Annotated in this window: 27 protein-coding genes; 6 read left to right on the top strand and 21 right to left on the bottom strand. The window is 64.3% G+C overall.

What is annotated here, in order from left to right; genetic code table 11:
• The first annotated feature begins 108 nt into the window (after window positions 1–108).
• The 4 genes from AC58NV_RS06660 to AC58NV_RS06645 all read left to right on the top strand — a co-directional run bounded on the left by AC58NV_RS06660 (window position 109) and on the right by AC58NV_RS06645 (window position 2765).
• The gene (locus tag AC58NV_RS06660) at window positions 109–903 is read left to right on the top strand and encodes a sterol desaturase family protein (protein ID WP_497226433.1); all 795 of its coding nucleotides are present in this window, start codon (window positions 109–111) and stop codon (window positions 901–903) included.
• Between the two features lie 108 nt (window positions 904–1011).
• Window positions 1012–1713 carry a ferredoxin gene (locus AC58NV_RS06655; protein ID WP_497226432.1) on the top strand — a complete coding sequence of 234 codons (702 nt, stop codon included), beginning with the start codon at window positions 1012–1014 and terminating at the stop codon, window positions 1711–1713.
• Complete coding sequence (locus tag AC58NV_RS06650) at window positions 1710–2207, top strand: SixA phosphatase family protein (RefSeq protein ID WP_497226431.1); 498 nt, start codon at window positions 1710–1712, stop codon at window positions 2205–2207. The genes AC58NV_RS06655 and AC58NV_RS06650 overlap by 4 nt, the downstream gene beginning before the upstream one ends.
• 105 nt (window positions 2208–2312) lie before the next feature.
• On the top strand, window positions 2313–2765 hold the full coding sequence (locus AC58NV_RS06645) for a DUF411 domain-containing protein (RefSeq protein ID WP_497226430.1): 453 nt from the start codon (window positions 2313–2315) through the stop codon (window positions 2763–2765).
• Window positions 2766–2865: 100 nt separating this feature from the next.
• On the opposite strand, the gene AC58NV_RS06640 is transcribed toward AC58NV_RS06645, so the two are convergent.
• The 8 genes from AC58NV_RS06640 to crcB form a co-directional block, all read right to left on the bottom strand.
• Window positions 2866–3657 carry an amino acid ABC transporter ATP-binding protein gene (locus AC58NV_RS06640; RefSeq protein ID WP_366662128.1) on the bottom strand — a complete coding sequence of 264 codons (792 nt, stop codon included), beginning with the start codon at window positions 3655–3657 and terminating at the stop codon, window positions 2866–2868.
• Between the two features lie 12 nt (window positions 3658–3669).
• Window positions 3670–4968 carry an amino acid ABC transporter permease gene (locus tag AC58NV_RS06635; RefSeq protein ID WP_497226429.1) on the bottom strand — a complete coding sequence of 433 codons (1299 nt, stop codon included), beginning with the start codon at window positions 4966–4968 and terminating at the stop codon, window positions 3670–3672.
• A gap of 3 nt (window positions 4969–4971) precedes the next feature.
• Complete coding sequence (locus AC58NV_RS06630) at window positions 4972–6204, bottom strand: amino acid ABC transporter permease (RefSeq protein WP_497226428.1); 1233 nt, start codon at window positions 6202–6204, stop codon at window positions 4972–4974.
• Window positions 6205–6330: 126 nt separating this feature from the next.
• Window positions 6331–7347: an amino acid ABC transporter substrate-binding protein gene (locus AC58NV_RS06625; protein WP_366662125.1), complete on the bottom strand. Its 1017-nt coding sequence runs from the start codon at window positions 7345–7347 to the stop codon at window positions 6331–6333.
• Window positions 7348–7579: 232 nt separating this feature from the next.
• The gene (locus tag AC58NV_RS06620) at window positions 7580–8284 is read right to left on the bottom strand and encodes an ATP12 family chaperone protein (protein ID WP_497226427.1); all 705 of its coding nucleotides are present in this window, start codon (window positions 8282–8284) and stop codon (window positions 7580–7582) included.
• 3 nt (window positions 8285–8287) lie between these two features.
• A complete protein-coding gene (locus AC58NV_RS06615) occupies window positions 8288–8956 on the bottom strand; it encodes an HAD family hydrolase (protein WP_497226426.1) in 669 nt (222 codons plus the stop codon).
• Complete coding sequence (locus AC58NV_RS06610) at window positions 8953–9999, bottom strand: RluA family pseudouridine synthase (protein ID WP_497226425.1); 1047 nt, start codon at window positions 9997–9999, stop codon at window positions 8953–8955. Before AC58NV_RS06610 ends, AC58NV_RS06615 begins: the two co-directional genes overlap by 4 nt.
• Window positions 9996–10376, bottom strand: coding sequence for a fluoride efflux transporter CrcB (crcB, locus tag AC58NV_RS06605; RefSeq protein ID WP_271906644.1), 381 nt, complete (start codon window positions 10374–10376; stop codon window positions 9996–9998). The genes AC58NV_RS06610 and crcB overlap by 4 nt, the downstream gene beginning before the upstream one ends.
• Before the next feature lie 123 nt (window positions 10377–10499).
• Here crcB and AC58NV_RS06600 point away from each other — a divergent pair, with 123 nt between their 5' ends.
• Window positions 10500–10889: a hypothetical protein gene (locus AC58NV_RS06600; protein WP_222508048.1), complete on the top strand. Its 390-nt coding sequence runs from the start codon at window positions 10500–10502 to the stop codon at window positions 10887–10889.
• Between the two features lie 67 nt (window positions 10890–10956).
• Here AC58NV_RS06600 and AC58NV_RS06595 read toward each other — a convergent pair whose 3' ends face one another.
• From AC58NV_RS06595 to rplO, 13 genes are all read right to left on the bottom strand, one after another.
• The gene (locus tag AC58NV_RS06595; RefSeq protein ID WP_497226424.1) at window positions 10957–12279 is read right to left on the bottom strand and encodes a replication-associated recombination protein A; all 1323 of its coding nucleotides are present in this window, start codon (window positions 12277–12279) and stop codon (window positions 10957–10959) included.
• Window positions 12279–13685, bottom strand: a complete 1407-nt coding sequence (locus AC58NV_RS06590; RefSeq protein ID WP_497226423.1) for a trypsin-like peptidase domain-containing protein — start codon at window positions 13683–13685, stop codon at window positions 12279–12281. Before AC58NV_RS06590 ends, AC58NV_RS06595 begins: the two co-directional genes overlap by 1 nt.
• A gap of 158 nt (window positions 13686–13843) precedes the next feature.
• On the bottom strand, window positions 13844–14893 hold the full coding sequence (locus AC58NV_RS06585) for a TauD/TfdA family dioxygenase (protein ID WP_497226422.1): 1050 nt from the start codon (window positions 14891–14893) through the stop codon (window positions 13844–13846).
• A gap of 141 nt (window positions 14894–15034) precedes the next feature.
• Window positions 15035–16114 (bottom strand): 3-deoxy-7-phosphoheptulonate synthase, encoded by a 1080-nt coding sequence (locus tag AC58NV_RS06580; RefSeq protein WP_497226421.1) that lies wholly within the window; start codon window positions 16112–16114, stop codon window positions 15035–15037.
• 298 nt (window positions 16115–16412) lie between these two features.
• On the bottom strand, window positions 16413–18836 hold the full coding sequence (locus AC58NV_RS06575) for a CHASE3 domain-containing protein (protein WP_497226420.1): 2424 nt from the start codon (window positions 18834–18836) through the stop codon (window positions 16413–16415).
• A gap of 171 nt (window positions 18837–19007) precedes the next feature.
• On the bottom strand, window positions 19008–19436 hold the full coding sequence (gene rplQ, locus AC58NV_RS06570; protein WP_019298015.1) for a 50S ribosomal protein L17: 429 nt from the start codon (window positions 19434–19436) through the stop codon (window positions 19008–19010).
• Window positions 19437–19609: 173 nt separating this feature from the next.
• Window positions 19610–20626: a DNA-directed RNA polymerase subunit alpha gene (locus AC58NV_RS06565; protein WP_019298014.1), complete on the bottom strand. Its 1017-nt coding sequence runs from the start codon at window positions 20624–20626 to the stop codon at window positions 19610–19612.
• A 113-nt stretch (window positions 20627–20739) separates the two neighbouring features.
• Complete coding sequence (gene rpsK, locus AC58NV_RS06560; RefSeq protein ID WP_065268163.1) at window positions 20740–21129, bottom strand: 30S ribosomal protein S11; 390 nt, start codon at window positions 21127–21129, stop codon at window positions 20740–20742.
• 14 nt (window positions 21130–21143) lie between these two features.
• Window positions 21144–21512 (bottom strand): 30S ribosomal protein S13, encoded by a 369-nt coding sequence (rpsM, locus tag AC58NV_RS06555; protein WP_019298012.1) that lies wholly within the window; start codon window positions 21510–21512, stop codon window positions 21144–21146.
• Window positions 21513–21738: 226 nt separating this feature from the next.
• Window positions 21739–22134: a hypothetical protein gene (locus AC58NV_RS06550; RefSeq protein WP_497226419.1), complete on the bottom strand. Its 396-nt coding sequence runs from the start codon at window positions 22132–22134 to the stop codon at window positions 21739–21741.
• Between the two features lie 71 nt (window positions 22135–22205).
• The gene (locus tag AC58NV_RS06545; RefSeq protein ID WP_497226418.1) at window positions 22206–22853 is read right to left on the bottom strand and encodes an adenylate kinase; all 648 of its coding nucleotides are present in this window, start codon (window positions 22851–22853) and stop codon (window positions 22206–22208) included.
• Window positions 22850–24214, bottom strand: coding sequence for a preprotein translocase subunit SecY (gene secY / locus AC58NV_RS06540; RefSeq protein ID WP_497226417.1), 1365 nt, complete (start codon window positions 24212–24214; stop codon window positions 22850–22852). The genes AC58NV_RS06545 and secY overlap by 4 nt, the downstream gene beginning before the upstream one ends.
• Window positions 24215–24325: 111 nt before the next feature.
• The gene (gene rplO, locus AC58NV_RS06535) at window positions 24326–24796 is read right to left on the bottom strand and encodes a 50S ribosomal protein L15 (protein ID WP_019298008.1); all 471 of its coding nucleotides are present in this window, start codon (window positions 24794–24796) and stop codon (window positions 24326–24328) included.
• Window positions 24797–24989: 193 nt separating this feature from the next.
• On the opposite strand from rplO, the gene AC58NV_RS06530 reads away from it, so the two are divergent.
• A complete protein-coding gene (locus AC58NV_RS06530; protein ID WP_497226416.1) occupies window positions 24990–25577 on the top strand; it encodes a hypothetical protein in 588 nt (195 codons plus the stop codon).
• Window positions 25578–25813: the final 236 nt, after the last annotated feature.

The following is a 25813-nucleotide window of genomic DNA, read 5'->3' as shown; positions in this document are numbered from 1 at the left end:
GCATGCCCCGCGCGGATCATAGCATGGATCACGCTTCCGGCATATGAGGAAGCCCGGCCCGGCCTGCGGGGGCTTGCCTTTGGCCCGATATTGCGCATCGCTGGCGGTATGGAGCATGAAACCCTGATCCGCCTGGGGGTCTTCCTGGGCCTGTTTGCGCTGTTCGCGGCGGCCGAGGCCCGGGCGCCGCGGCGCGCCCGCAGCCTGCCGCGGCAGCGGCGCTGGCTGACCAACCTGTCGATTTCGGTGCTCAACACGCTGACCCTGCGGGCGCTGGCGGTTGGGCTGCCGCTGCTGGCGGTGGGCGCAGCGCTGGATGCGGCAGAGCACGGCTGGGGGCTGCTGAACGCGGTGCGCTGGCCGGCCTGGGCAGAGGTGCTGCTGGCGGTGCTGGTGCTGGACTTCGCAATCTGGCTGCAGCATCTGATCACCCACAAGGTGCCCATCCTGTGGCGGCTGCACCGGGTGCATCATGCCGACCGCGACATGGACGTGACCACCGCGGTGCGCTTCCACCCGGTGGAGATCGCGCTGTCGATGCTGGTGAAATGCGGGCTGGTCTATCTGCTGGGGCCCTCGGCCCTGGCAGTGGTGCTGTTCGAGATCCTGCTGAACGGCACCGCATTGTTCAACCACGCCAACCTGGCCCTGCCCCGCAGGGCGGACGGGCTGCTGCGGCTGCTGCTGGTGACACCGGACATGCACCGGGTGCATCATTCGCAGCTGCGGGCCGAGCATGACAGCAACTACGGCTTTGCGCTGTCGGTCTGGGACCGGGTCTTCGGCACCTATACTGCCCAGCCCGGCCAGGGGCATGACGGCATGACCGTGGGGCTGGAGTGGCAGGACAGGCGGCCCGCACGGCTGGGCTGGAGCCTGCTGCTGCCGTTCCGCCGCCGCTGAGATCCGGCAGCAGGAAGACGCCGGCAGGCCAGAGTCGGGCGTTTTTGCCCTGCGCCGTCCCCGGCCGGCTGCTAGGCTCGCCCCAAGCCACCACACCGGACGCCGCACATGACCCTGACTGACCTGCCAGACCATCCTGCCCCGGATGCGCATCTTTACTCACGGATCGAGGACGGGGCCGCGCAGGCCGGTCTGGCAGTTCAGGGTGCGCTGCACCCCGCCCGCCAGCCGGTCAAGGCACTGGACGGTGGAACCCTGCTGCTGCTGGGAACCTCTGGCGCGTTCTGGCCGCTGTTCCAGTCCAGCCCGGAATTCCTTGACGGGGCCCCGGATCCGGTCGACCGCTGGTCCGTGCGGGTGATTGGCGCGCTGGCGGAGACGCTGGGTGGCACCCCCTATTTCCCCTTTGGCGGGCCGCCCTACACCCCCTTCATCAACTGGGCGCTGGCCTCGGGGCGGTTTTTCACATCGCCGTCACAGATGCTGGTGCATGATAGCGCCGGCATGATGATTTCCTTGCGGGGGGCCATTCATTTCAAACAGGAATTTGACATTCCCCCTCCGCCTTTGGCAGAGTCGCCCTGCGACAGCTGCCCCTCGCGTCCCTGCCTTGCCGCCTGCCCCGTCAGCGCCCTGGCCGACGGAGGCCCCTACGACCTGGCGGCCTGCCATGCGTATCTCGACACCAGCGCAGGCGCCGGCTGCATGTCCGGCGGCTGCCTTGCCCGGCGGGCCTGCCCGCTGAGCTTCGCCGCCAGCCGCGACCCAGACCAAACCGCACACCACATGAGGCATTTTCACCCGCAATGACCTGCACGCTGATCCTGACCCGCCACGCCAAATCCGCCTGGGACACCAATGTGCCCAGCGACCACGCCCGCCCGCTGAACAAGCGCGGGCGCCGCTCAGCTCCGGCCATCGCCGCCTGGCTGCGCGAATGCGGCTACCTGCCGGACCAGGTGATCTGCTCCTCTGCCCAGCGCACCCGCGAAACCTGCGAGCTGATGGATCTGGGGGTGCCCGCCAGATTTACCGAGCGGCTCTATCACGCCAATTCCGACATCATGTTCAAGGAACTGAGCGCGGCGGAGCAGAACCGGGTCATGCTGATCGGCCACAATCCCGGCATTGCCGCCTTTGCCCATTCCATCGTCGCCAGCCCGCCGGACCATTCCCGGTTCGACGATTATCCCACCGGCGCGACGCTGGTGGTGGAGTTCGATATCAGCAGCTGGAAAGATCTGGCCTGGAGCAGCGGCAAGGCCATCGACTTTGCCGTCCCGCGGGAGCTTCTGGGCGAATGATCCCTGCGGCAAGCTGGCGCATCCCGCGCGGGAGGCCTCTGGCGCCCGCGCGAAGGCGTGACTAGATAGTCAGCCGCACAGACATTTGCCGGACTGGAGACCGTCATGCACCGCCGTTCACTGCTGCTGGCCGCAGCCGCCCTGCCCCTCACCGCCCTGCCAGGTTTCGCCGCGGCACCGGAGGCCATCCGGATCATGAAGTCGCCCACCTGCGGCTGCTGCACTGCCTGGGCCGATCACCTGGCCGCCGCCGGTTTCCGGACCGAGGTGCGCAATGTGCCGAACGAGGATCTGTGGGCGATGAAGGAGCGGCTAGGCGTCACCGGCGATCTGGCCTCCTGCCACACCGCAATGGCCGGGCCTTACGTGATCGAGGGGCATGTGCCCGCCGCAGACATCCAGCGGCTGCTGGCGGAACAGCCCGCCGCGCTGGGGCTGACCGTGCCGGGCATGCCGGTCGGCTCGCCGGGGATGGAAATGGGCGATGAGCGCGAGGCGTTTGACACCCTGCTGATCCTGGCAGACGGCACGACAGAAGTGTTCGCCAGCCATTCCTGACCGAGACCCCTGGAACAAAAAAGGCCGGGCGCAGTGCCCGGCCTTTCTGTTTTGCGGTGTTCCGCAGGGGCGGCGTTTGCGCCCGCCGCCAAATGGGGCTTCAGTGACCCAGGATCTGGCTGAGGAACAGCTTGGTGCGGTCGCTCTTCGGGTTGTTGAAGAACTCTTCCGGCTCGTTCTGTTCGACGATCTGCCCCGCGTCCATGAAGATCACCCGGTTCGCCACCTGGCGGGCAAAGCCCATCTCGTGGGTCACGCAGAGCATGGTCATGCCTTCCTCGGCCAGTTCGATCATGGTGTCGAGCACCTCCTTGATCATCTCCGGGTCGAGCGCCGACGTGGGTTCATCGAACAGCATGATGCGCGGCATCATGCAGAGCGAGCGCGCGATCGCCACACGCTGCTGCTGGCCGCCCGACAGCATGCCCGGGTACTTGTGGGCCTGCTCCGGGATTTTCACCTTCTCCAGGAAGTGCATCGCCCGCTCTTCGGCTTCCTTCTTGGGGGTCTTGCGGACCCAGATCGGCGCCAGGGTGCAGTTCTCCAGGATGGTCAGATGCGGAAACAGGTTGAAGTGCTGGAACACCATGCCGACCTCGGAACGGATCTTGTCGATGTTCTTGAGGTCGTTGGACAGCTCGGTGCCGTCCACCACGATCTTGCCCTGCTGGTGCTCTTCCAGCGCGTTGAGGCAGCGGATCAGGGTGGATTTGCCGGAGCCGGACGGGCCCGCGATCACAATCCGTTCGCCGCGGTTGACGGTCAGATTGATGTCGCGCAGCACGTGGAAGGACCCGTACCACTTGTTCATGTTGTTGATTTCAATGGCGACCTCGTCGCTCACGGTCATCTTGGAGCGGTCGATTGCGCGGTCGGACATAAGTTCAGACATATGTTGAACTCCTTAACGGTGGTCGGTGGCGAGACGGCGCTCGAGCCACTGTGAGTATTGAGAAATGCCGTAGCAGACGACGAAGAACAGAAGCGCGGCAAAGCCCAGAAGCTCCCAATAGACCCCGTTCCACTCGGTGGAGGCGAGGATCGGGCCGCGGATCATGCCAACCAGGTCGAACATCGAAATGACCGAGACCAGGGTGGTGTCCTTGAACAGGCCGACGGCCACGTTCACGATGCCCGGGATGGAGATCTTCAGCGCCTGCGGCAGGATGATCAGACGCATCGCCTGGGGATAGTCCAGGCCAAGGCTGTCAGCTGCTTCGTACTGTCCCTTCGGCAGGGCCGCGAGACCGCCGCGGATCACCTCGGCGATATAGGCTGCCGAGAACATGGTGATCATGATCACCACGCGCAGGAACAGGTCGACGGTGCTTTCCGGCGGGAAGAAGTAGGCCAGCATCACCGATGCCACGAACAGCAGGGTGATCAGCGGCACGCCGCGCACGAACTCGATGAAGATCACGCACATCCACTTGATCAGCGGCATGTCCGACTGGCGGCCCAGCGCCAGTGCGATACCCAGCGGCAGCGACAGCGACACGCAGGTCACGCCCAGCATCATGTTCAGCATGAAGCCGCCCAGATCGCGCGAAGGCACCGGGGACAGCCAGGCATCCTCCGACGCGCCTTCGGGGATCAGCTCGCCGCCGATAACCCAGACTGCAAGCGCCACTGCGATCGCCCCGAAAAAGCCGATGGCAAAGCTGCTCTTGCCGTACTTCTGGAACACGGCCGCGGCCGCGACGAAGCCCAGAAGCGCCACCACCGGCACCATCAGCGTTCCGCCCCAGATCAGCCAGAATGCCAGGAAGGGGTAGACAGCGGTGAAGGCCAGCAGTTTGCGCGGCAGATCGAAGAACAGGACCGGGGCCGCAGCGACGAGGAAGAGCACCAGCGCCAGGTTCGGCCGCCAGTACTGGTCCCCCGGGTACTTGAAGCCGTAGAGAAGCTGGTTCCAGCGCTCGGTCAGGACCGAGAAACAGGCCCCGATCTTGCCCTGCAGCACTTCGCGGCACTCGGCCAGCGAGTTGGTGGTCCAGACCCCGTTCAGCACCCAGGGCAGGATGTTGCTCAGCACCATGTATATCGCGGCCAGCGCCACGATGGTCAGCGCGGAGTTCGCGGCGTTGGAGAACAGGTTCTCGCGCAGCCATTTCACCACGCCTGTTTCCGATGCCGGCGGCGGGGCCGGCGGGATCTCGGTTTCGCGGACAAAGGCGACGGTGTGTGCGTGTGTATCGCTCATGCCTCAGCGCTCCTTCAACTTCACAGATGCGTTGTAGACGTTCATCACCATCGAGATCACCAGCGAGGCGGTCAGGTAGAACAGCATCAAGAGCAGCACGCACTCGATGGCGCGGCCGGTCTGGTTCAGCGTGATGCCGCCCAGGGTTGCGGTGATATCCGCATAGCCCACGGCGATGGCGAGCGAAGAGTTCTTGGTGATGTTGAGGAACTGCGAGATCAGCGGCGGGATGATGACCCGAAGCGCCTGCGGCAGAACCACCAGGTTCATCACCCGGCGCGGGCGCAGGCCCAGCGCGGATGCCGCCTCGGTCTGGCCCTTGGACACCGCCTGGATGCCGGCCCGGACGTTTTCCGCGATGAAGGCGCCGGTGTAGATCGACAGCGCGAACCACAGCGCGATCAGCGGGCCGCCAACCTTGATGCCGCCACTGAAGTTGAAGCCCTTCAGTTCCGGGTATTCCCAGGTCAGCCCCATGATCAGTGTCAGCGCCAGGAACGGCACCAGCCAGGCTGCGAGGATCGGCAGCAGGGTCTTGGGGCGGACACCGGTGGCTTCCTGCTTGTGGCTGGCCCGAACGTTGATCTGATGCGCCACAATCCAGGACAGCGCGAAACCGGCCAGGATCAGCAGCCAGTTCATCGCGGTGCTGGCAAAGATGCCGTTCTGGAACCAGGGCATCGGCGTGTAGATGCCGCGATTGGTGAAGGCGAAGGAGTCAAACAGCATGCTGGCGGTGGCATTGTCGCCGCGGAACGCCCGCGGGCCCGGCAGCACTGCCGTCATGATGGTGAAGATGATGATGATCCAGATCAGCACCGGGATGTTGCGGAAGATCTCCACATAGGCCGCCATCAGCTTGGAGACGAGCCAGTTGTTGGAGAGCCGCAGAACCCCGGCGATCACCCCGAAGACGGTGGCGGTGATACAGGCCAGGAAGGCCACCAGCAGGGTGTTCAGCAATCCGACCAGCGCGGCGCGCGCGTGGCTGGACTGGCTGTCGTATTCAACCAGGGTCTGGTTGATGTCGTACCCGGCCGAGTCGCCAAGGAAGGTGTAGGAAATATTGAGCCCGGCAGCGCGAAGGTTCTGGATCAGGTTGTTGCCCAGATACCAGATACACAGGGCCAGAACGATCGCCGCAATCACCTGGAAGGTCAGGGAACGATAGCGGGTATCGTTTATGAGCATAGACAGCCGAAAGCCTTCGGCCGGCGGGTCAGTAAGCGTTGACATATATTGTGATCCCCTGACTCCGGCGTCCTGATCCTGGCGGGGTTGTCCCCGCTCCGCAGCTTGCCGGAGCTTTTTTCAGATAGGAAAAGGGCGCAGGAATGTCCTGCGCCCCTCCCGGTGGTGTGGTTAGCGGAACGGCGGAGCGTACAGCAGGCCGCCTTCGGTCCACTGGGCGTTCAGGCCGCGGGCCAGGCCGACCGGAGTGTCTTCGCCGATGTTCTTGGCAAAGATCTCGCCGTAGTTGCCCTGAGCGGCAATCGCGTTCTTGGCCCAGTCAGCCGACAGGCCCAGCATTTCGCCCAGGGTGCCCTCGGTGCCCAGCAGGCGGTTGATTTCCGGGTTCTCGGTGCCGGCTGCCATTTCGCCCAGGTTGGCCGAGGTGATGCCCAGCTCTTCTGCCGCGACCAGCGCGTTCAGGCTCCAGCGGACAACGTCGCCCCACTCGTGGTCGCCGTGGCGGACCAGCGGGCCCAGCGGCTCCTTGGAGATGATTTCCGGCAGGATCACGTGGCCGGCCGGATCGTCGAAGGTGGCGCGGGTTGCGGCCAGGCCGGAGGCGTCGGTGGTGTAGACGTCACAGGCGCCTGCCAGGTACTGCTGCTGCGCTTCGGCGTTGGTTTCGATCGGAACCGGCTCGTAGCTGATGTTGTTGGAGCGGAAGAAGTCCGCCAGGTTCAGCTCGGTGGTGGTGCCGGTCTGGATGCAGACGGTGGCGCCGTCCAGTTCCTTGGCCGAGGACACGCCCAGCTCTTTCGGGACCATGAAGCCCTGGCCATCATAGTAGTTGACGCCCACGAATTCGAACTTCAGGTCAACGTCGCGGCTGAAGGTCCAGGTGGTGTTGCGGGCCAGCATGTCGATCTCGCCCGATGCCAGCGCGGTAAAGCGGGTCTTGCCGGTGGTCGGCACGAATTCGACAGCATTGGAGTCGCCCAGCACGGCTGCAGCCACAGCACGGCACACGGCAACGTCAAAGCCTTCCCATTCACCGTTTGCATTCGGGGCCGCAAAGCCGACCAGGCCGGTGGTGACGCCGCAGTTCAGCTTGCCGCGGGCCTTCACGTCGTCCAGCGTGCCGGCGGATGCTGCGCCAGCCGCAAGACCGGCAAAGGTCATTGCGCCCAAAATAACGGATTTTTTCATATTTACCTCTTCCTGATAGCCCGCCATTCGGCGGTTCTTATTTTCCGGCGATCCCCCGCCGGATATGAGACTGAAGAAGGGTTTACCCCTAATTCGTCGCTGAGTTTGGGCGCATTCATCAGCAAACGTCAAGTGTGCTATCAGGAATTTCGATGTACGAATTCCGCACGCGGGGCTTGCGCGCGGAATTTTGTTTCGGGTTCCCCCTGTGGAAAAGTAATTTCTTGTCCTCTCAGGAAAAATCGTAGAATCGCTTGGCGTGCAGGAATTCCTGCCGTTTCACTTCCGCGGCAGCCTGGGCTTCCTCGTCCACGCCCCACTGCTCTTCCTGCCAGCGCTCATCCAGCCGCGACAGCAGCCAGATCTCCTCGGCGCTTCGCCAGCCCGATGCGGCCGCAAACCCAAGGATCAAAGAGCCTGAAATGCCTACCAGATCGTGAAATGCGGCCAGCTGGAACGGCGTCATCGCGCGGGTTTTCTCTGCCAGAACCGCCAGCGCCGCCGCCTCCTGCGGCTGGTGCAGAACCCCGGTCCGGGGCTGCAGGCGCACGCCCAGTTCCGCCTCTGCCCAGTCCAGCACCGGGTCCCATTCGGCGGCCTGCCGGGCCGCCAGTTCAACCGGAGACCCGGCCCGGTAGCACAACAGATCGCTGTCGCCGTATTCGGCCAGCATCGCCGCCACTTCGCTGTGCTGATGTGTCACCTTGTCAATCGCGGCATTCGCCGAGCGGGTGCAGGGCATGGTTTTCGGATCAACTGATTCGGTCTGGGCGTCCCATTCCGCGGCAATCGCCTCTGCCATGGCGCGGGTCGGCACCGCCAAAGGCGCCTTGGCCGGGGTCTTGACCCGGCGGCCGTCCAGCTCCACCGCAAACCCGTCTGCGGTCTCCGCCACGGTGACCGCTTTCCAGAACCGTTTCTGTGCCCAGCCGCTCATCTCTTAGCCTTTCCAGATCTCTGCCAGCAGCGGGCGCAGCTCCGCGAAATCGCGGATCAGGTAATCGGCGCCCAATGTCTCTGCCGGGTGATAGCCCCAGGGCACGGCGATGGTGGTGACCCCCGCTGCGCGCCCCATTTCAATGTCAAACCGCGTGTCGCCGATCATCACGGTGCTGTCCCGGTTCACGCCCGTCTCCGCCATCGCTGTCAGAACCATAGACGGATGCGGCTTCGACGGGTGATGATCCGCCACCTGCCGGGTCACGAAACAGCTCAGCCCGTGCGCCGCGATCAGCGCCTCGACCCCGCGCTGGGATTTGCCGGTGGCGACCCCCAGCAGGTATTCCGGCACCTCGTTCAGCTCCGCCAGCATCTCCCGCGTTCCAGGGTAAAGCGGCGAATGCGCCGCCCCCGCCGCCTCGCGCGCCAGCATGTAGGAGGATTTGTAGCCCTCCACCAGCGCCTCCAGCGTGGCGGCGTCCTGATCCGGCGCCAGCTCCGCCATGGCCAGCGGCAGCGACAGGCCGACGATGGACAGGATTGCGTCGCGGGGCGGCGTTTCCAGCCCGGCGCCTTCGAACGCCTCCGCCATCGCGCCGGTGATCGCGCCCTGGCTGTCCACCAGGGTGCCGTCAACGTCAAACAGGATCAGCCGTAGCTCTGCGCTCACTTCAGGTCCTCGAACGGGTCATCGGCGGCCAGGTCCTCGGTCCACCCGAAGGTGTCCCAGCTTTCCTTCATATGCTCCGGCAGCGGCGCCACCACGGAGATTTCCTTGCGGGTGACGGGGTGCTCAAACACCATCCGGCGCGCATGCAGGTGCAGCTTTTTGGAGATCACCCCGCCGATCTGCGCGCCCCAGCCGTCGCCCAGGTTCTCCTGCCCGGAGCCGCCGTATTTGCCGTCGCCCGCAATCGGATGCCCCATGCCGGACATATGCGCCCGCAGCTGGTGGGTACGGCCTGTAATGGGCTCCATCGCCACCCAAGCGGCGCGGGAGGCGACGCGGTAGAGCGTGGCATACAGCGTGTGCGCCCGCTTGGCGCCGGGGGTATCGTCGATGTCGTGCGGATGCACGTTGATCATCTTCTCGCCCTCGCCGGACTTGCCGTGGCCCGGCGCCTTCACCAGCCCGTTCTTGATCTCGCCCAGGTACGGCGTCGGCACGCCGGCCACCAGCGCCCAATAGATCTTGCGGGTGTTCTTGTGGCGGAAGGCGGCGGTCAGCCCCTGCGCCGCCTTCCGGTTCCGCGCCAGCACCAGCACGCCGGAGGTGTCCTTGTCGATCCGGTGCACCAGCTTGGGCTTGTCCTCCAGCCCGAACTTCAGCGCCTCGGCCAGCCCGTCCACATGCTTGGTGGTGCCGGAGCCGCCCTGCACCGCCAGTCCTGCGGGCTTGTTCAGCACGATCACATCATCGTCGCGGTAGATCACACAGGCCTGGATCATCTTGGCATCGGCATCCGAGATTTTCATCTCGCGCGGCGCAGCCGGTTTCAGGTCGCTGTCCGCCAGCGGCGGCACCCGCACCACCTGCCCCGCCTCGACGCGGGTATTGGCCTTGACCCGGGTGCCATCCAGCCGCAGCTCGCCCTTGCGGCACATCTTCTCGATGCGGCCCTGGTTCACATGCGGAAACAGCCGCCGCAGCCAGCGGTCGATGCGCTGGCCGCTGTCGTCTTCGCTGACGGTAATCATCTGAACGCCGCTCATGCGAACACTCCTCTTGCTGCCATCAGGCCCAGAAACAATCCGCCGACCGACAGGCCCACGGACAAAGCTACATACAGCGCCGCCTGCCCGAAGGCGCCGCGCTCGATCAGGTTGGCGGTCTCCAGCGAGAACGCCGAGAAGGTGGTGAACCCGCCCAGCAGCCCGGTCATCACCAAGGGGCTGAGCCAGGTCAGGTCCCGCAGCGCCGCCGCCACCACGAACATCCCCATCAGGAAGGATCCGAGGATGTTCACCGTCAGGATCGCCACCGGAAAGTCATGGTGCCCCAGGACCCGGATGATGCCCAGCCCGGCCAGATAGCGGCACACCGCCCCGATTGCGCCGCCAAGGGCCACCATGGAAACCGAAGAAATCATCCCCGTCCTGTCGCGCGGGCGGGGTGTATTGTCAAGTTTTCGCCGCCATGCGTTCTTAGCATGGCGCTGAATTAAGTCTCTACAGCTTCACACAGGGCAAACCGAGGTTTAGGAGCACACAATATGGATGCCAAAGCTTACAATCATTGCTGCGCCCTGTTGAGACAAGGCGAACTGGAAAAACTCTCCGAAATCCTTCAGCCACTCGTGGAAACCGGAGATCAAGACGCCCTCTATCTGAATCTTATGTTTTCCCTCGAAGAGAGCGGAGCGGATTTTGACAAGCGCCGGACTGAGGGTCTGAAGGCGCTTGCCCGACTGAAACACAAACGCGCTGTCTTTGACTTGGCATGGCTCTACCGGCACGGCGATGATGGAGTTGAACAGGACGAGCTCAAATTCCTGCAATTACTGACTGCATCAGCCTTCATGGGGGACGAAAGCGCTTCGAAGCTGCTCAAAGCCTATTTAGCTGCAGAGCTGGATTGGGATTGTTTTCCAAAAGAAGCCTAGTTGCCCGCCCTTTCATCTTTCCCCAAATACTCGCGCCGCAGGCAGCGGCTTTGCGGGCAAAGCCGCTTCACTTGTTCCGCTTCAGCCGCAGGTTCGCAAAATAGTCCGTGCGCCGCTTCAGCTCGCGCTCGAACCCCCGCTCCACCGGCTGATACAGCACCGGCCGCTTCACCCCGTCTGGGAAGTAGTTCTGGCCGGAGAACCCGTCCTCGGCGTCGTGATCATAGGCATAGCCATCGCCATAGCCCTGCTCCGACATCAGCTTGGTCGGCGCGTTCAGGATGTGCTTGGGCGGCGGCGCGCTGCCGGTTTGCTTGGCCAGCCGCCGGGCTGCTTTGATGCCGACGTAGACCGCGTTGGATTTCGGCGCCAGCGCCAGATAGACCGCGGCATTCGCGAGCGCCAGCTCACCCTCGGGGCTGCCGAGGCGCTCGTAGGTCTGCCAGGCATTTAGGCAGACCGTGTTGGCCTGCGGATCGGCCATGCCGATGTCCTCGGTCGACATCATCGTCAGGCGCCGGGCCAGGAACCGCGGGTCCTCGCCGCCCTCCAGCATCCGCGCCAGCCAGTAGAGTGCTGCATCCGGGTCGGAGCCGCGGATGGATTTGTGCAGGGCGGAAATGAGGTTGTAATGCTCGTCGCCGGACTTGTCGAACTTGGCCGCGCGGCGCATCAGCCGGCTGGACAGCGCCTCCCGCCCCAAGGGTGCCTCCACCTTCCAGGCGGCAACCTGTTCGATCAGATTGAGCAGCGCCCGGCCGTCGCCGTCGGCCATCTCGTGCAGCGCATCGCGGGCATCCCCCGTCAGCGGCAGGGCGCGGCCCAGCTCCTTCTCGGCGCGCTGGGTCAGGCGCTCAAGATCGGCCAGCGACAGCCGTTCCAGCACCAGCACTTGGCTGCGGCTGAGCACAGCGGCGTTCAGTTCAAACGAGGGGTTCTCCGTCGTCGCCCCGACCAAGAGGATGGTGCCATCCTCCATATGCGGCAGGAAGCCGTCCTGCTGGGCCTTGTTGAAACGGTGGATCTCATCCACGAACAACAGCGTGCCCTGGCCGTTCTGGCGGCGGATTTTTGCGGCCTCGAACACTTTGCGCAGCTCCGGCACGCCGGTGAAGATGGCCGAAATCTGCACGAAATGCAGGTCGGTCTCCTGCGCCAGCAGCCGCGCGATGGTGGTCTTGCCCACCCCCGGCGGCCCCCAGAAGATCAGCGACGACAAAGACCCCGAGGCCAGCATCACGCCCAAGGGCGCCTCCGGCCCCAGAACCTGTTCCTGGCCGATCACATCCGCCAGCGACTGCGGCCGCAGCCGGTCGGCCAGCGGCCGGTTGGGCGCGGGCTGCTGCGCATCGCCGCCCGCGGGCGCCGGGCTGCCGAACAGGTCCGCCATCAGGTGCGGAACCGCAGAGTGACGTGCTGGCCGCGGCGGTTCAGGTCCAGCTGGATCCAGCGGCCGCTGCCCGCCAGGAATGCGTAAACATCATCGGTGCTGGTCACCGGCTGGCCATTGACCGCCAGCAGCGCATCGCCGGGCCGCACCCCGCCGCGGCCCGCATAGGGGCCGGGATCGGTGACCACCACGCCCTCCGCCGACAAGGGCAGGCCGAGGCGGGCAATCACCTGCGGATTGATCTGCGCCACGGTAAGGCCGGGCAGCGCGGTCTTTTCATCCAGCTGCACCGGGTTGGCGGGCGGCTGGTCCGGCGCGGTGATCATCGGCACTGCGACCACCTCGCGCTCGGTCCCGCGCAGGCGGGTGATCTCAGCTGTGCCGCCGAGGCCGGAGACCGACATGCGGAACACCATCTCGGAAGGAGAGTTCACCACCTCTCCATCCACATGGGTGATCACGTCGCCCACCCTGAACCCCGCCTTGGCAAAGGGGCTTTCGCGGTGCAGGTCGGAGACCACCATGCCCTCCGGCAGCTCCATCCCCATCGAGGCCGCCAGATCCGCATCCACCGGCTGCCCGGCCATGCCGGCCCAGGGGCGCTTGAACTCCTCAGCGCCGTTTTGCGCCTGCTCCACGAATTGTTTGACCAGGTTGGCGGGGATTGCAAAGCCGATGCCGTTGGAGCCGCCGGAGCGGGACAGGATGCGGGTGTTGATGCCGATCAGGTCGCCATTCACATCGATCAGCGCGCCGCCGGAGTTGCCCGGGTTGATCGGCGCATCGGTCTGGATGTAGTAGCCGAACCCGTCGCCCGCCCCCATGCCGGTGCGCGCCAGGCCCGAGACAATGCCGCTGCTGACGGTCTGCCCGACCCCGAACGGGTTGCCGATCGCCAGCGCCAGCTCGCCCACCTGCACCTCGTCGCTGTCGCGCAGCGTGAGGTGCGGCAGGTCCGCGGCCTCTTCCAGCTGCAGGATCGCCAGGTCGCTGGCCTTGTCGCCCAGGATCACCCGGGCATTGTACTCACGCCGGTCATTGGTCACCACGCGGATTTCGGTGGCGCTGCCGACGACATGGTAGTTGGAGACCACGATGCCGTCCGCCGACAGGATCACCCCGGAGCCGAGCGAGTTCTCCACCCGCGGCTGCGGCTGGGCAAAGCCGCGGAAGAAATCGTCGAAGAACGGATCGTTCATGAACGGAGAGCGGCGGCGCTGCTGCACCTGGCGCACCACCTTGGCATAGATGTTCACCACCGCCGGCGAGGCCTCCTTGACCAGCGGCGCAAACCCCAGCGCAATCTCCGCCTGGCTCTGCGGCACCCGGGTTTCGGCGGCGGCGGGCAGCGTCAGGGACGGCAGGGCAAGACACAGGGCAATGGCGGTCAAGGCAGGACGGATCATGGGCTCTCCAGCAGCTGTTGCCCGAAGGATATGCGGAGTGCGCTGGCGGAATGCAAGACGGGAGCGCCCCAAGGGGCGGAGGGGCGCTGCCCCTCTTGGCCTGACGGCCGGTTCACCCCGGGATATTTCCGGCCAGATGAAGGTAGGGCCGGCAGGGCTCAATCCAGCGGCGCGTGCAGCCTGGTGCCCCTGGTGACGATGCCGCCGCGGCAGCCGGGGGTGATGCTGCCGTAGCGCTGCTTGAAGCACTCCGGCAGTTCCCGGTCGCCCTCCGGCGACAGCCACAGGCGGAACAGGTGGCGGCGGCGCGCGGGCTCCGGCCAGTCGGTGAAGCCGGTGCGGTCATGCAGCTGGGAGTGGTTGTAGACAAACTGCATGTCGCCGGGCTGCAGCCGCATGGTCAGGTGCAGCGCCGGGTCATTGGCCAGCGCGTCGAACATATCGAGGGCCGCAACATGCTCCGGCGTCAGCCGCATCGCTTCGGGGAACCGCTGGGCGCTGTCGATATACTGGCGCTGGTAGAACACGGTGAGCCTGCCCTCGTGCCAGCTGAGCGGCGGGATGGTCATGAAGGGCTGCATCCCTTCCGGCACCTCGCCGCGGCGGTCGGTGGCAATCGGGTCGAACAGCCGCGCCAGCAGGTCCGGGCGTTCGGAGCGCATCCGGTTATAGATCGCCTCGGCGCTGACCAAGAGCGAATCGCCGCCCTCCTTCGCCTCCTGCAGGCACAAGAGGCCCACCACATCGGCGCTGTCGGTGTGAAAGGTCTGGCGCGCATGGGTCTGGTAGATGCGGGTGTTGGGGTCAGCGGCATCGGCGCCAATGTCGCGCACATGGCCCAGGATATGGCCCGCCGCGTTCTGCGAGCGCGCGGAGCCCAGATGCGCCCCCACGCCGCAGAAGATGGCCGCCGCCATTTCCTGGCTGCAGCCCGCCACCGGCAGGCCGCGCAGCACCTCGAACCCGATGCCGTGCAGCAGCTTGTCCTTCAGCGCCTCCAGATGGGCTGCAAAGCGGGTCAGCGGAAAATCCGCCTTGGTGATCTCCCCGATGCCGCGGCCCAGGCTCAGGTAATTGCGCGCGGCCTGTTCCAGGTCGGCGATGTCCTCCGGCGTCAGCTGCACCAGCCAGCGTCCGGGATGCGCCTGCATGTCCTGCCCGGTCCATGCCGCCGGGCCTTCGATCCGTTCCGGCAGTTGTTCCAGCATGCTGTTCTCCCCCGCTGCGGCGCCGCTGCCCCAAGGATGCGGAAGACGCGGCGGCATGCAACAGAAACTGCAGTGCCGCCGTGCACGCCCTTGTCCGCGCGAGAGGGGCACGCGCCGCGGAGCGCGCGCCCCTGGCAGGCCTCAGGCTTCAGCCGGCTCCGTTTGCGCCACCGCTGCGCGGCGTTTGGCAACCGCCTCGGCCAGATGCTCCAGCTCTGCCACGGTGTCCTCCCAGCCCAGGCAGCCGTCGGTGATCGACTGGCCGTAGGTCAGCTCGCCCTTGCCCAGGTCCTGGCGGCCCGCCACCAGGTGGCTTTCCACCATCACGCCGGTGATGCGGCTGTCGCCGCCGGCGATCTGCGCCGCCACATCGCGCAACACCGCGGGCTGCTTCATCGGATCCTTGCCGCTGTTGGCATGGCTGGCGTCGATCATCACATGGCCGCGGATGCCGTCCTTTTCCGCAAGCTGGCAGGCCGCATCGACGGAGGCCGCGTCGTAGTTGGTGCCGCCGCCGCCGCGCAGGATCACGTGGCAGTCCGGGTTGCCGCTGGTGGCCGCGATTGCCGCCCGCCCCGACTTGGCCAGCGCCATGAAATGATGCGGGTGGGCGGCGGAGCGCACCGCGTCCACCGCGATCTGCACATTGCCGCGGGTGCCGTTCTTGAAGCCGACCGGGCAGCTGAGACCGGAGGCCATCTCGCGGTGGATCTGGCTTTCGGTGGTGCGGGCGCCGATGGCGGCCCAGGCGACCAGGTCGGAGATGTACTGCGGCACCGCGGTGTCCAGGAACTCGGTCCCGACCGGCAGGCCCAGGGCGTTGATGTCCAGGCACAAGCGGCGGGCCAGACCCAGCCCTTCGTTGATGCGGAAGGAGCCGTCGAGGCCGGGATCGTTGATCAGCCCCTTCCAGCCGCTGATGGTGCGGGGTTTCTCGAAATAGACCCGCATCACGATCTCCAGCTCGCCTGCCAGACGTTCGCGCAGCGGCGCCAGGCGCTCGGCGTATTCCATCGCCGCCTTGGGGTCGTGGATCGAACAGGGGCCGACCACTGCGATCACCCGGCCGTCACGGCCGTGCAGCACGTCCTGAATGGCGGTGCGGCTGGCCAGCACAGTATCCGTGGCCGCCGCCGTCGAGGGCAGCTGCGCTGCAAGATCCTCGGGCGAGATCAGTTCCTGCATGCCGGTGATGCGGAGGTTTTCGGTCTGGGGTGTCATGTTTCAGCTTCCTTGGCGGGAGGCCCTTGGCGCTGCGGCGGATACGAAAAAACCGCCTGCGGGCTGCGGGCGGTTGGTGGTATCCTGGTGCTTTCCGGTCTCTTAACCCGGGAATGCGCTGACCCCTCCGTCCGCCATGTGGCGCGGATAAAAGAAATACCAGAATGCGGCATAGGTACGGGTCATGGCCCGGACGCTAGCGGAGATTCGCAGGGCTGTCATCCCGTAAATGCGCCCACGGCACAGTAAAAGGCCCTCCCGTGAGGGAGGGCCCTTGGCGTTTTCCTGGAGGCAGCGGTTAGAAGTCCTGCCACAGATCGCGGGCGGCATTGCCATCGCCCGCAGGCACCGCAACCGGCGCCGGGCTGGCCTCCACCTCCCAGTCGCCGCTGCCCCAATCCTCATCGCCATGGGCAGAGGGGAGAGCGTCTGCGACCGCCGCCGGAGCTGCAGGCGCAGCCGTGCTACCGTCCACCTGGAACCGCGCCACCAGCTCGGCGAGCTTCATTGCGTCGGTGTTCAGCATGTGGCCCGCCGCGGTGGCTTCCTCCACCATCGCCGCGTTCTGCTGGGTCACCTGATCCAGCTGGGTCACGCCGGTGTTGATCTCATGCAGGCCGGTGGACTGTTCCTCCGCGCCCTCGGCGATTTCGGAGACCAGCTGCGAGATATGGCTGACGCGGCCCACAATTGACTGCAGCGCCTGGCCTGCGCGGCCGACCAGATCAACCCCCTGATCCACCTGGCGGGAGCTGTCGGAGATCAGCGTCTTGATTTCCATCGCCGCATCCGAGGAGCGCTGCGCCAGCGCCCGCACCTCGGAGGCCACCACGGCAAAGCCGCGGCCTGCTTCGCCCGCACGCGCGGCCTCCACCCCGGCATTCAGCGCCAGGAGGTTGGTCTGGAAGGAAATGTCGTCGATCACCCCGATGATCTGGCTGATCTTGCTGGAGCTTTCCTCGATCCCGCCCATGGCGGCGACCGCATCCTGCACCACCTCGCCGCTGGTCTCGGCTTCCTGACGGGCTTCGCGCACGGTGTTTTCCACGTTGCGGGCGCCTTCGGCTGCCGATTTCACGCTGGCAGTCAGTTCATCGATTGCGGCCGCGGTTTCCTCCAGCGTCGCAGCCTGACTCTCGGTCCGGTGCGACAGGTCGTCGGAGGCCTGGCTGATCTCGGCGGCGCCGTTGCGGATGCTCGAGGACGCCTCGATCACCTGCTGCACGGTGGCGTTCAGATTGTCGATCGAACCGTTGAAATCGGCGCGCAGCTGTTCGTATTCCTCCGGGAACTCCTCGGCGATGCGGACGGTCAGGTCGCCCTGCGACAGGCGCGACAGCCGCTCGCTGAGCTCGCGCACCACGCCGGCCAGCTCTGCGTCCTTGCTCTCGGCCTTCTGCTGTTCGGCCTCCTGCATCCGCACCAGCTCATCGCGGAACTTCTCCAGCGCGCGGGCCATGTCGCCGACCTCATCACCGCGGTTCTGGCCGCGGATCTCAACCGCGTTGTTGCCCTCGGCCAGACCGCGCATCGACACCACGATGCGGCGGATGCCCGAGGCGATGCCGGAAGCGATCAGAAGCGCCAGGATGCCGCCGATCAGGATCGCGCCGCCGATGGCAGCGGGGATCATGGTGCGGGTCTGGGCGCCCAGTTCCTCGTTGGCGGCCCGGCGGCTGGCCATGGCCTCTGTGCCTGCCGCCTGCAGCGCGGCCATAGTGGCGCGGAAGCTGTCGAAATACTCCTTGCCGCGGCCCTCGGCCACCAGGTCGGCCATGTTGTCCATGGTGGCGGCGCTGCCGATCACCCGGCGCAGCTGCAGCATCGGCACAACTACGTCATTGCGCCAGTTGTCGATGATCTTGGCCACGGCATTCAGCCGGTTCGTCTGGATCAGGTTGTCGGCCAGCGCCAGGCGGAGATCGGCCATCACCTCGTTGAAGCGCCCGTTGCCCTCCATATACGGATCGAGGAACGCCCGGTCGCCTGCCAGAAGGAACCCGCGCATGCCGGTTTCCATGTCAACGGCGGCGGCCAGAAGGTCCTTGGCCCGGCTGATCACCTTGTGGGTCTCCTCCACCGCCTGCAGCGAGGTGTTCAGGTAGTCCGCATCGGCAATCCCGGCATTGACCAGCGACATAAAGGTGTTCCGGCGGTTGTTGAGCTCGACTTCCTCCTCCTCGATCACCTTAGTGATCTCGGTGCGGAACTCCTCGAAATAGACCCGGCCCTTGGATTTTTTCACCTCGGCGGCCATGTCGTTCATGGTCATGGCGTCGCCGATCTCGCGGCGCAGCTCGATGGCGCCGACCGCCACGTTTTCCTGCCAGCCGGTCAGGATCTGCTCCGCCTCGTCCAGGGTGGCCAGCATGTCCGCATCGCCCGCTGCCAGGCCGCGCAGGCTGGAAAGGGTTTCCGCCACCTGGCTCTTGCCCTCTTCAAAGGGGACCAGGTACTCCTCCCGTCCCGCCAGCAGGTAGCCGCGCAGGCCCGCCTCCATCTGCGAGGCCGCCTCCGCCAGGGACTGCGATCCGGTCAGGATCTCCTGGGTGTGGTCCACCGCTTTGGCCGATTGCTCCATCCGGCCCAGGTTGAAGACCGCCAGCACCCCTACGCCAAGCACCAGCAGCAGCGGCAGCACCGCAACGGATACGATTTTCACCTTGGTGCTGAGATTTGCCAGTGAGAACCGCCTGGCCGCGGACGTCTTCTTCTTTGCCATCACATCTGTCCCGGAAATTTCGGATGACAACGTTAAGGCAGAAGAAAATTACGATTCCCTTTCGCTTGGAAAGTGAATCCGGAACGCCGGGAGCTGCCGTGGCGTAAAGAAAAACCCCCGCTCCGGTCGGAGCGGGGGCGAGACAGGTGAACCCGAAAGGTTCAGCGCGTCTTATTCGTCTGCTTCAGCAGCTGCTTCTTCTGCTTCCAGGCGGGCCTTGTCGGCAGCACCTTTGGCGGAAACGTCGCGGTCGACGAACTCGATGATCGCCATCGGAGCCATGTCGCCGTAACGGAAGCCGGCCTTCAGGACACGGACATAGCCGCCCTGACGGTCCTTGTAGCGCGGGCCCAGAACCTCGAACAGTTTCGCGACGTCCTTGTCCTCTTTCAGCTTGGAAGCTGCCTGACGGCGGGCGTGCAGGTCGCCGCGTTTCGCCAGAGTGATCAGTTTTTCAATGATCGGGCGCAGTTCTTTTGCTTTGGGCAGGGTGGTCTTGATCTGCTCGTGCTCGATCAGCGAGCCGGCCATGTTGGAGAACAGGGCCTTGCGGTGCTCATGAGTACGGTTCAGGCGGCGGTAACCACGTGCGTGACGCATTTTTCAATTCCTTATCTTGCGTTTTGCTTTGTCAGGCGGCTGATGCGTGTCAGCCGCTCACCTTGGGGCGGGTGCCCATTCAAGCTCGAAACGCTCCACTGGAGCCTTTCTCACTCTCATTCCCCGGCAGTCCCGGGCATTGAAGAGGAGGGCCGGAGCCCTCCTCGAAACCTTTAGAAGCTGTCTTCGAACTTCTTGGCCAGATCTTCGATGTTGTCCGGCGGCCAGTCCTCGACGTCCATGCCGAGGTGCAGGCCCATGCCCGACAGAACCTCTTTGATCTCGTTCAGCGACTTGCGGCCGAAGTTCGGGGTGCGCAGCATCTCCGCTTCGGTCTTCTGGATCAGGTCGCCGATATAGACGATGTTGTCGTTCTTCAGGCAGTTTGCCGAACGGACAGACAGTTCCAGCTCGTCCACTTTCTTCAGCAGCAGCGGGTTGAACTCCAGACCATCGTCCTCGTCCTGGCGGCCGGCCGATTCCGGCTCGTCGAAGTTGACGAAGATTGACAGCTGGTCCTGCAGGATGCGGGCAGCATAGGCCACAGCATCGTCAGGAGAGATGGAGCCGTCGGTTTCCACCTTCATGGTCAGCTTGTCATAGTCCAGCACCTGGCCCTCACGGGTCGGCTGAACGTCATAGGAGACCTTCTTGACCGGCGAGTAGATCGCGTCGATCGGGATCAGGCCGATCGGTGCGTCTTCCGGCTTGTTCTTGTCTGCCGAAACATAGCCTTTGCCGGTGTTCACGGTCAGTTCCATGAACAGGTCGGCGCCGTCGTCCAGGTGGCAGATCACGTGGTCGCGGTTCAGAACCTCGATGCCTGCGGTTTCGGCGATGTCGCCAGCGGTGACAACTGCCGGACCCTTTGCATTGATCGACAGGCGCTTGGGGCCTTCGACTTCCATGCGCAGGGACACGCCCTTGAGGTTCAGGATGATGTCGGTGACGTCTTCACGGACACCGGCCACGGACGAAAACTCGTGCAGGACGTTGTCGATCTGCACGCTGGTGATGGCCGCGCCTTGCAGCGAGCTCATCAGGACGCGGCGCAGCGCGTTGCCCAGGGTCAGGCCGAAACCGCGTTCCAGCGGCTCTGCGACGACAGTTGCCTGGCGTGCAGGATCGTTGCCCGGCTTCACTTCCAGCTGTGCCGGCTTGATCAGCTCTGCCCAGTTCTTATGGATCATGCGTTCCCTCCATTCCTGTCCCTGCCCCATGTCCGGAAGGCCAAGGACGCCCGAGGTTTAAATGACGCACTGGGGCCCTGCGAATCAAGCGGGGCCCCAGCAAAAAATTCGAATTAGACGCGGCGGCGCTTCGGCGGGCGGCAGCCGTTGTGCGCGATCGGGGTCACATCACGGATCGAGGTGATGTTGAAACCGATGGCGGCCAGAGCGCGCAGAGCCGATTCACGGCCAGAGCCGGGGCCCTGAACTTCGACTTCCAGGGTCTTCACACCGTGTTCCTGGGCTTTCTTGCCCGCGTCCTCAGCAGCCATCTGAGCCGCGTAAGGAGTGGATTTCCGGGAGCCTTTGAAGCCCATGGTGCCGGCGGACGACCACGAGATCGCGTTGCCCTGCACGTCGGAGATCAGGATCTTGGTGTTGTTGAACGAAGAGTTCACGTGAGCAACGCCGGAGGCGATGTTCTTGCGCTCTTTACGCTTAATGCGGGTTTTATCGCGTGCCATTGATCAAGCCCCCCTTACTTCTTCTTGCCGGCGATCGGCTTCGCCGGGCCCTTGCGGGTACGGGCGTTGGTGTGGGTACGCTGACCGCGGACCGGCAGGTTGCGGCGGTGGCGCAGGCCACGGTAGCAGCCCAGGTCCATCAGGCGCTTGATGTTCATGGTCACTTCACGGCGCAGGTCGCCTTCGACGGTGTAGTTGGCGTCGATGTGCTCGCGCACGGCCAGAACTTCAGCGTCGGACAGTTCGTTCACACGACGGGTTGCGTCGATGCCCACGGCTTCGCAGATCGCTTTGGCCGAGGTGTTGCCGATACCGGTGATGTAGGTGAGGGCGATGGGAACCCGCTTTGCAGTCGGGATGTTAACGCCGGCAATACGTGCCACGTGTCACTTTCCTTTTCGTTGCGGTTCCGTAACGCCGGAACCTTTTTTCACAACACTTGACCGTGGCAGTGTGGCCAGAGGGTCCAGCATTTCGAGGTGGTAAGGCAGACAGACGAATCCATCCGCCGGGAATCATTCCCAGAAGGGATGGGGTTGCCTATGTGGAATTGCCGCGGGGGTCAACCCGTGATCTGAGAAAACGCGGGGCACGCCGCCCCCTGCCCCGTCAGCTGCTGCAGGCAAAGAACTGCAGCGGCTCGGCCTCACCCATCCAGATGGATACAGTGCCCGGTTCCTCAGGGTCCAGAACTATCGTGAACAGCTGCGGGAAATACTGCGGGCCGGGCAGCTCGCAGCGGCCCGTGTGGTCGGTTGCGCTGTAGCTGCGCTGGCCGAACCGGATCGGCGGCTGGAAGCTGCAGAAATACTCCAGAGAGTTGAAGCCGCTGCTGTTCAGGATCAGCCCGCCCTCCGCAGCATAATCCAGTATGCCGTCCTCGCTGATCAGCACCCGGTCGCAGGCAGCGGCGTCATCGAGATAGAGCTGTTGCGCAGACAGCGGGCCGGACAGGGCTATCATCGCGGCACATGCGGCGGGCAGTTGCAGGCGGGGTGCGGGCATCGGGGCCTCCGGAAATGAAAATGCCCCGCGCTTATGCAGCACGGGGCACTTCGATCCGGTAAACGGGCGGCTTATTCGCCCATGATCCAGGCCATGCTCTTGCGGACTTCCTCGATCGAGGCGAGGCCGTCCAGGCGCTGGAGGTTGCCCTTGGCGTAGTAGTAGCCAATCAGCGGCGAGGTCTTTTTGTAGTATTCCATCAGGCGGGTCTTGAGGCTGTCCTCATTGTCGTCCGCCCGGCGCTGCACATCGGCGCTGCCGCAGTTGGCGCATTTGCCGTCGGCCGGCCAGGGCTTGGTCTGATCATGGTAGACCTCGCCGCAGCCGCCGCAGGTGGAGCGGCCGGTGATGCGGGCAACCAGCGCGTCGTCGTCGACCTGCATCTCGATCACGGCGTCGAGCTTGAGGTCCATCTCCTCCAGCAGATTGGCCAGCGCGTCGGCCTGGGCCAGGGTGCGCGGGAAACCGTCGAAGATGAAACCGCCCTCGGCGCCGCCCTGCAGCTTTTCGCGGATCAGGCCGATCACGATCTGGTCGGTGACCAGCTTGCCCTCAGCCATGATGGCGGCAACTTTCTTGCCCATTTCGGTGCCGGAGGTCTGGGCCTCCCGCAGCATGTCGCCGGTGCTGAGCTGCACCATGCCGCGGGATTCAACCAGGTAGCGCGCTTGCGTACCTTTGCCCGCACCAGGCGGGCCAAGGAGAATAATGTTGGTCATCGGCGAGAGGGTCCCCGTTTTGTCCGTTTCTTGTTGCGCCCGCGCAGCTGGCTCTTCTCGATAAGGCCCTCATACTGATGCGCGAGGAGGTGGCTTTGCACCTGCTGAATGGTGTCCATGGTGACGGATACCACAATCAGAACGGACGTGCCGCCAAAATAAACCGGGATGGCGAATTGGCCGCGGAGGACTTCCGGCAGCAGGCAAACCAGCGCCAGGTAGCCGGAGCCCAGAACCAGCACGCGGTTGACCACATACTCGATGTATTCGGCGGTCTTCTTGCCGGGGCGGATGCCGGGGACAAAGCCGTTCTGGTTCTTCAGGTTGTTCGCCACGTCCTCCGGTTTGAAGGAGACGTTAAAGGTGTAGAAATAGGCAAAGAACACGATCATCGCGACGAAGAACAGCAGGTACAGCGGCTGGCCGGGGCCGAAGTTCGCCAGCAGCCAGGACATCACCGGACCGGTGGCCGCGCCCGAGGAGAACGCCGAGATGGTGGTCGGCAGCAGCAGGAGCGAGGAGGCGAAGATCGCCGGGATCACGCCCGCCGGGTTCACCTTGACCGGCAGGTGCGAGGAGCCGCCGTCATAGACCTTCATACCGACCTGGCGGCGCGGGTACTGGATGTGGATCTTGCGCAGCGCGCGTTCCATAAACACCACGAACATGATCACCGCAATCACCATCAGGATCACACCGATGATCACCGCCGGGCTGATCGCGCCGGAACGGCCGGAGGCGAAGAACTGGGCAATCGCTGCCGGGACCTCGGCGATGATGCCGACGAAGATGATCAGCGAGATGCCGTTGCCGATGCCGCGCTGGGTGATCTGCTCGCCCAGCCACATCAGGAACATGGTGCCGCCGACCAGGGTGATCATGCACGCCATGCGAAAATACATGCCCGGATCGGTCGCCAGGTCACCCTGCTCCAGCGACACGGCAAGGCCATAGGCCTGCGCGGTCGCCAGTGCCACGGTGCCGTAGCGGGTGTACTGGTTGATCTTCTTGCGGCCCTGCTCGCCCTCTTTCTTGATCTGCTCAAGCGAAGGCACCATCGAGGTCAGAAGCTGAACGATAATGGAGGCGGAGATATAGGGCATGATGCCGAGGGCAAAGATCCCCATGCGGCCAAGCGCGCCGCCGGTGAACATCGACACCATGCCGCCGATGCCCTGGCCTGCCTGTTCCATGAACTGGCGCAGGGCGGCTGCGTCGATGCCGGGAACCGGAATGAAGGTGCCCAGGCGGTAGACGATCAAAAGGCCGATGGTGAACAGGATGCGGTTGCGCAGATCCGTAGCTTTGCCAAGGGCAGCCCAGCTGGTGTTTGCCGCCATTTGTTCTGCTGCTGATACCATGAAAAGGTCTCTTCTTTAGCGAAACGCCGCCCGGAACCGTTTTCCGGCTCGGGCGGCGTTCTAGGAAAACTCGGAGACTATGTAAGCGGCATTGGCGCCGCTCACAAGCCGTTACTCTGCGGCGGCGGGGGCTGCCACAGTCAGAGTGCCGCCAGCTTTTGCCACGGCGTCAACAGCAGCAGCGGATGCGCCGGTGACAGCGATGGTTGCTTTGGCGGTGATTTCGCCTTTGGCCAGGATGCGGACGCCGTCCAGCTTGCGGCGGACCAGGCCGGAGGCAACCAGCGAATCCTCGGTGATGGAGGCTGCGTCCAGCTTGCCTGCGTCGATGAATTTCTGGATCAGGCCCAGGTTCACAACGGCGTATGCCTTGCGGTTCGGCTTGTTGAAGCCGCGCTTGGGCAGACGCTGGTACAAGGGCATCTGGCCGCCTTCGTAGCCGTTAATCGAGACGCCCGAACGGGATTTCTGGCCTTTGATGCCGCGGCCGCCCATTTTGCCTTTGCCGGAACCCGGGCCACGGGCCACACGGGTGCGTTTCTTGGCGGCGCCTGCATTGTCGCGCAGTTCGTGAAGTTTCATGTCGCTTCTCCTTGCCGGATGTGACCCCCGAAGCGGAATGGGCCAACCGCGGCGTTTCTTGATTGGTGATTCCGTGGCGCAGAACGCCACCGGGTGCCTATAGACGGGTTGGGGGTTGGGATCAAGAGGTGCCTTGATCAGCTCACCTCAATGGCGAATAACTTTCGCGAACAATCCTAAAAAGGTCACCGGCATGAACAAAGTGAAACGTCACATTATAGATCAAGATCGCCTTCCATCAGGGTTTCCATGCCACCTACTTACCGATGAACACTGGTGCCTTTTGGGTAAAACCGTAGCAAGTTTTGGAACCTTAGAGTACTTTTTAGGACGTGCGATCTTCGCTCTTACCGCAACTAGATCTTACCCAGAGGACGAAATCGAAAAAGAGTACGAGAAGTGGCTCAAACAGCTCGAACGCTCTCTCTACAACCCGCTAAAGCCGCTCGTTGATGAGTTCATCGCCGCCGCGAAGAGGCATCCGGACTTGTCGATAGTCGACATCGACGTGCTGAAAGCCGAGCTTGAGCGCGCAGCGGAGATGAGAAACGTTTTGTGCCACGCCCATTGGCCAGCGCCTGACTCCTTCGGGAAGGTCACACCGTTCTATGTCAACAAAAGACTAGAAGTTTGGGACGGTCCAGTTGATGTAGATTTTCTTCGGACAGTTCAGGTTGCTACGGCTGAGCTATGCGTCGCAGTAGTAAATGTTGTTACTCACATGGGTTATCAGTTTCCGGGCTCTAATGGACCTGGGATGGCGATCTTCGCGCGAAAGTAGCCCTGTGAGGAAAAAGCCTAGATTCGATCTATAGTTTCTCGACACGTCTTCGCTCCCCGCCAAGGCCCCTGCCCTGCCGGTTGCGCATCCTGCCGTCTGTCTCTCTGTTCCGTTCCGCTGCTGGCCGTCCGTTAAAGGGTGGCGGCGCCGCCGGGGTGGAGTTGGGATGGGGTTGCCCCCATGCGAAAACGCGTCTGCGCGCTCCGGGTGCCAGACCGGAGCCCAGTTCCAGGTGC

Source organism: Leisingera sp. ANG49 (assembly GCF_059694505.1).
Note: the sequence above shows the minus strand (reverse complement) of the source record. Positions and strands in the feature narration are given on the sequence as shown.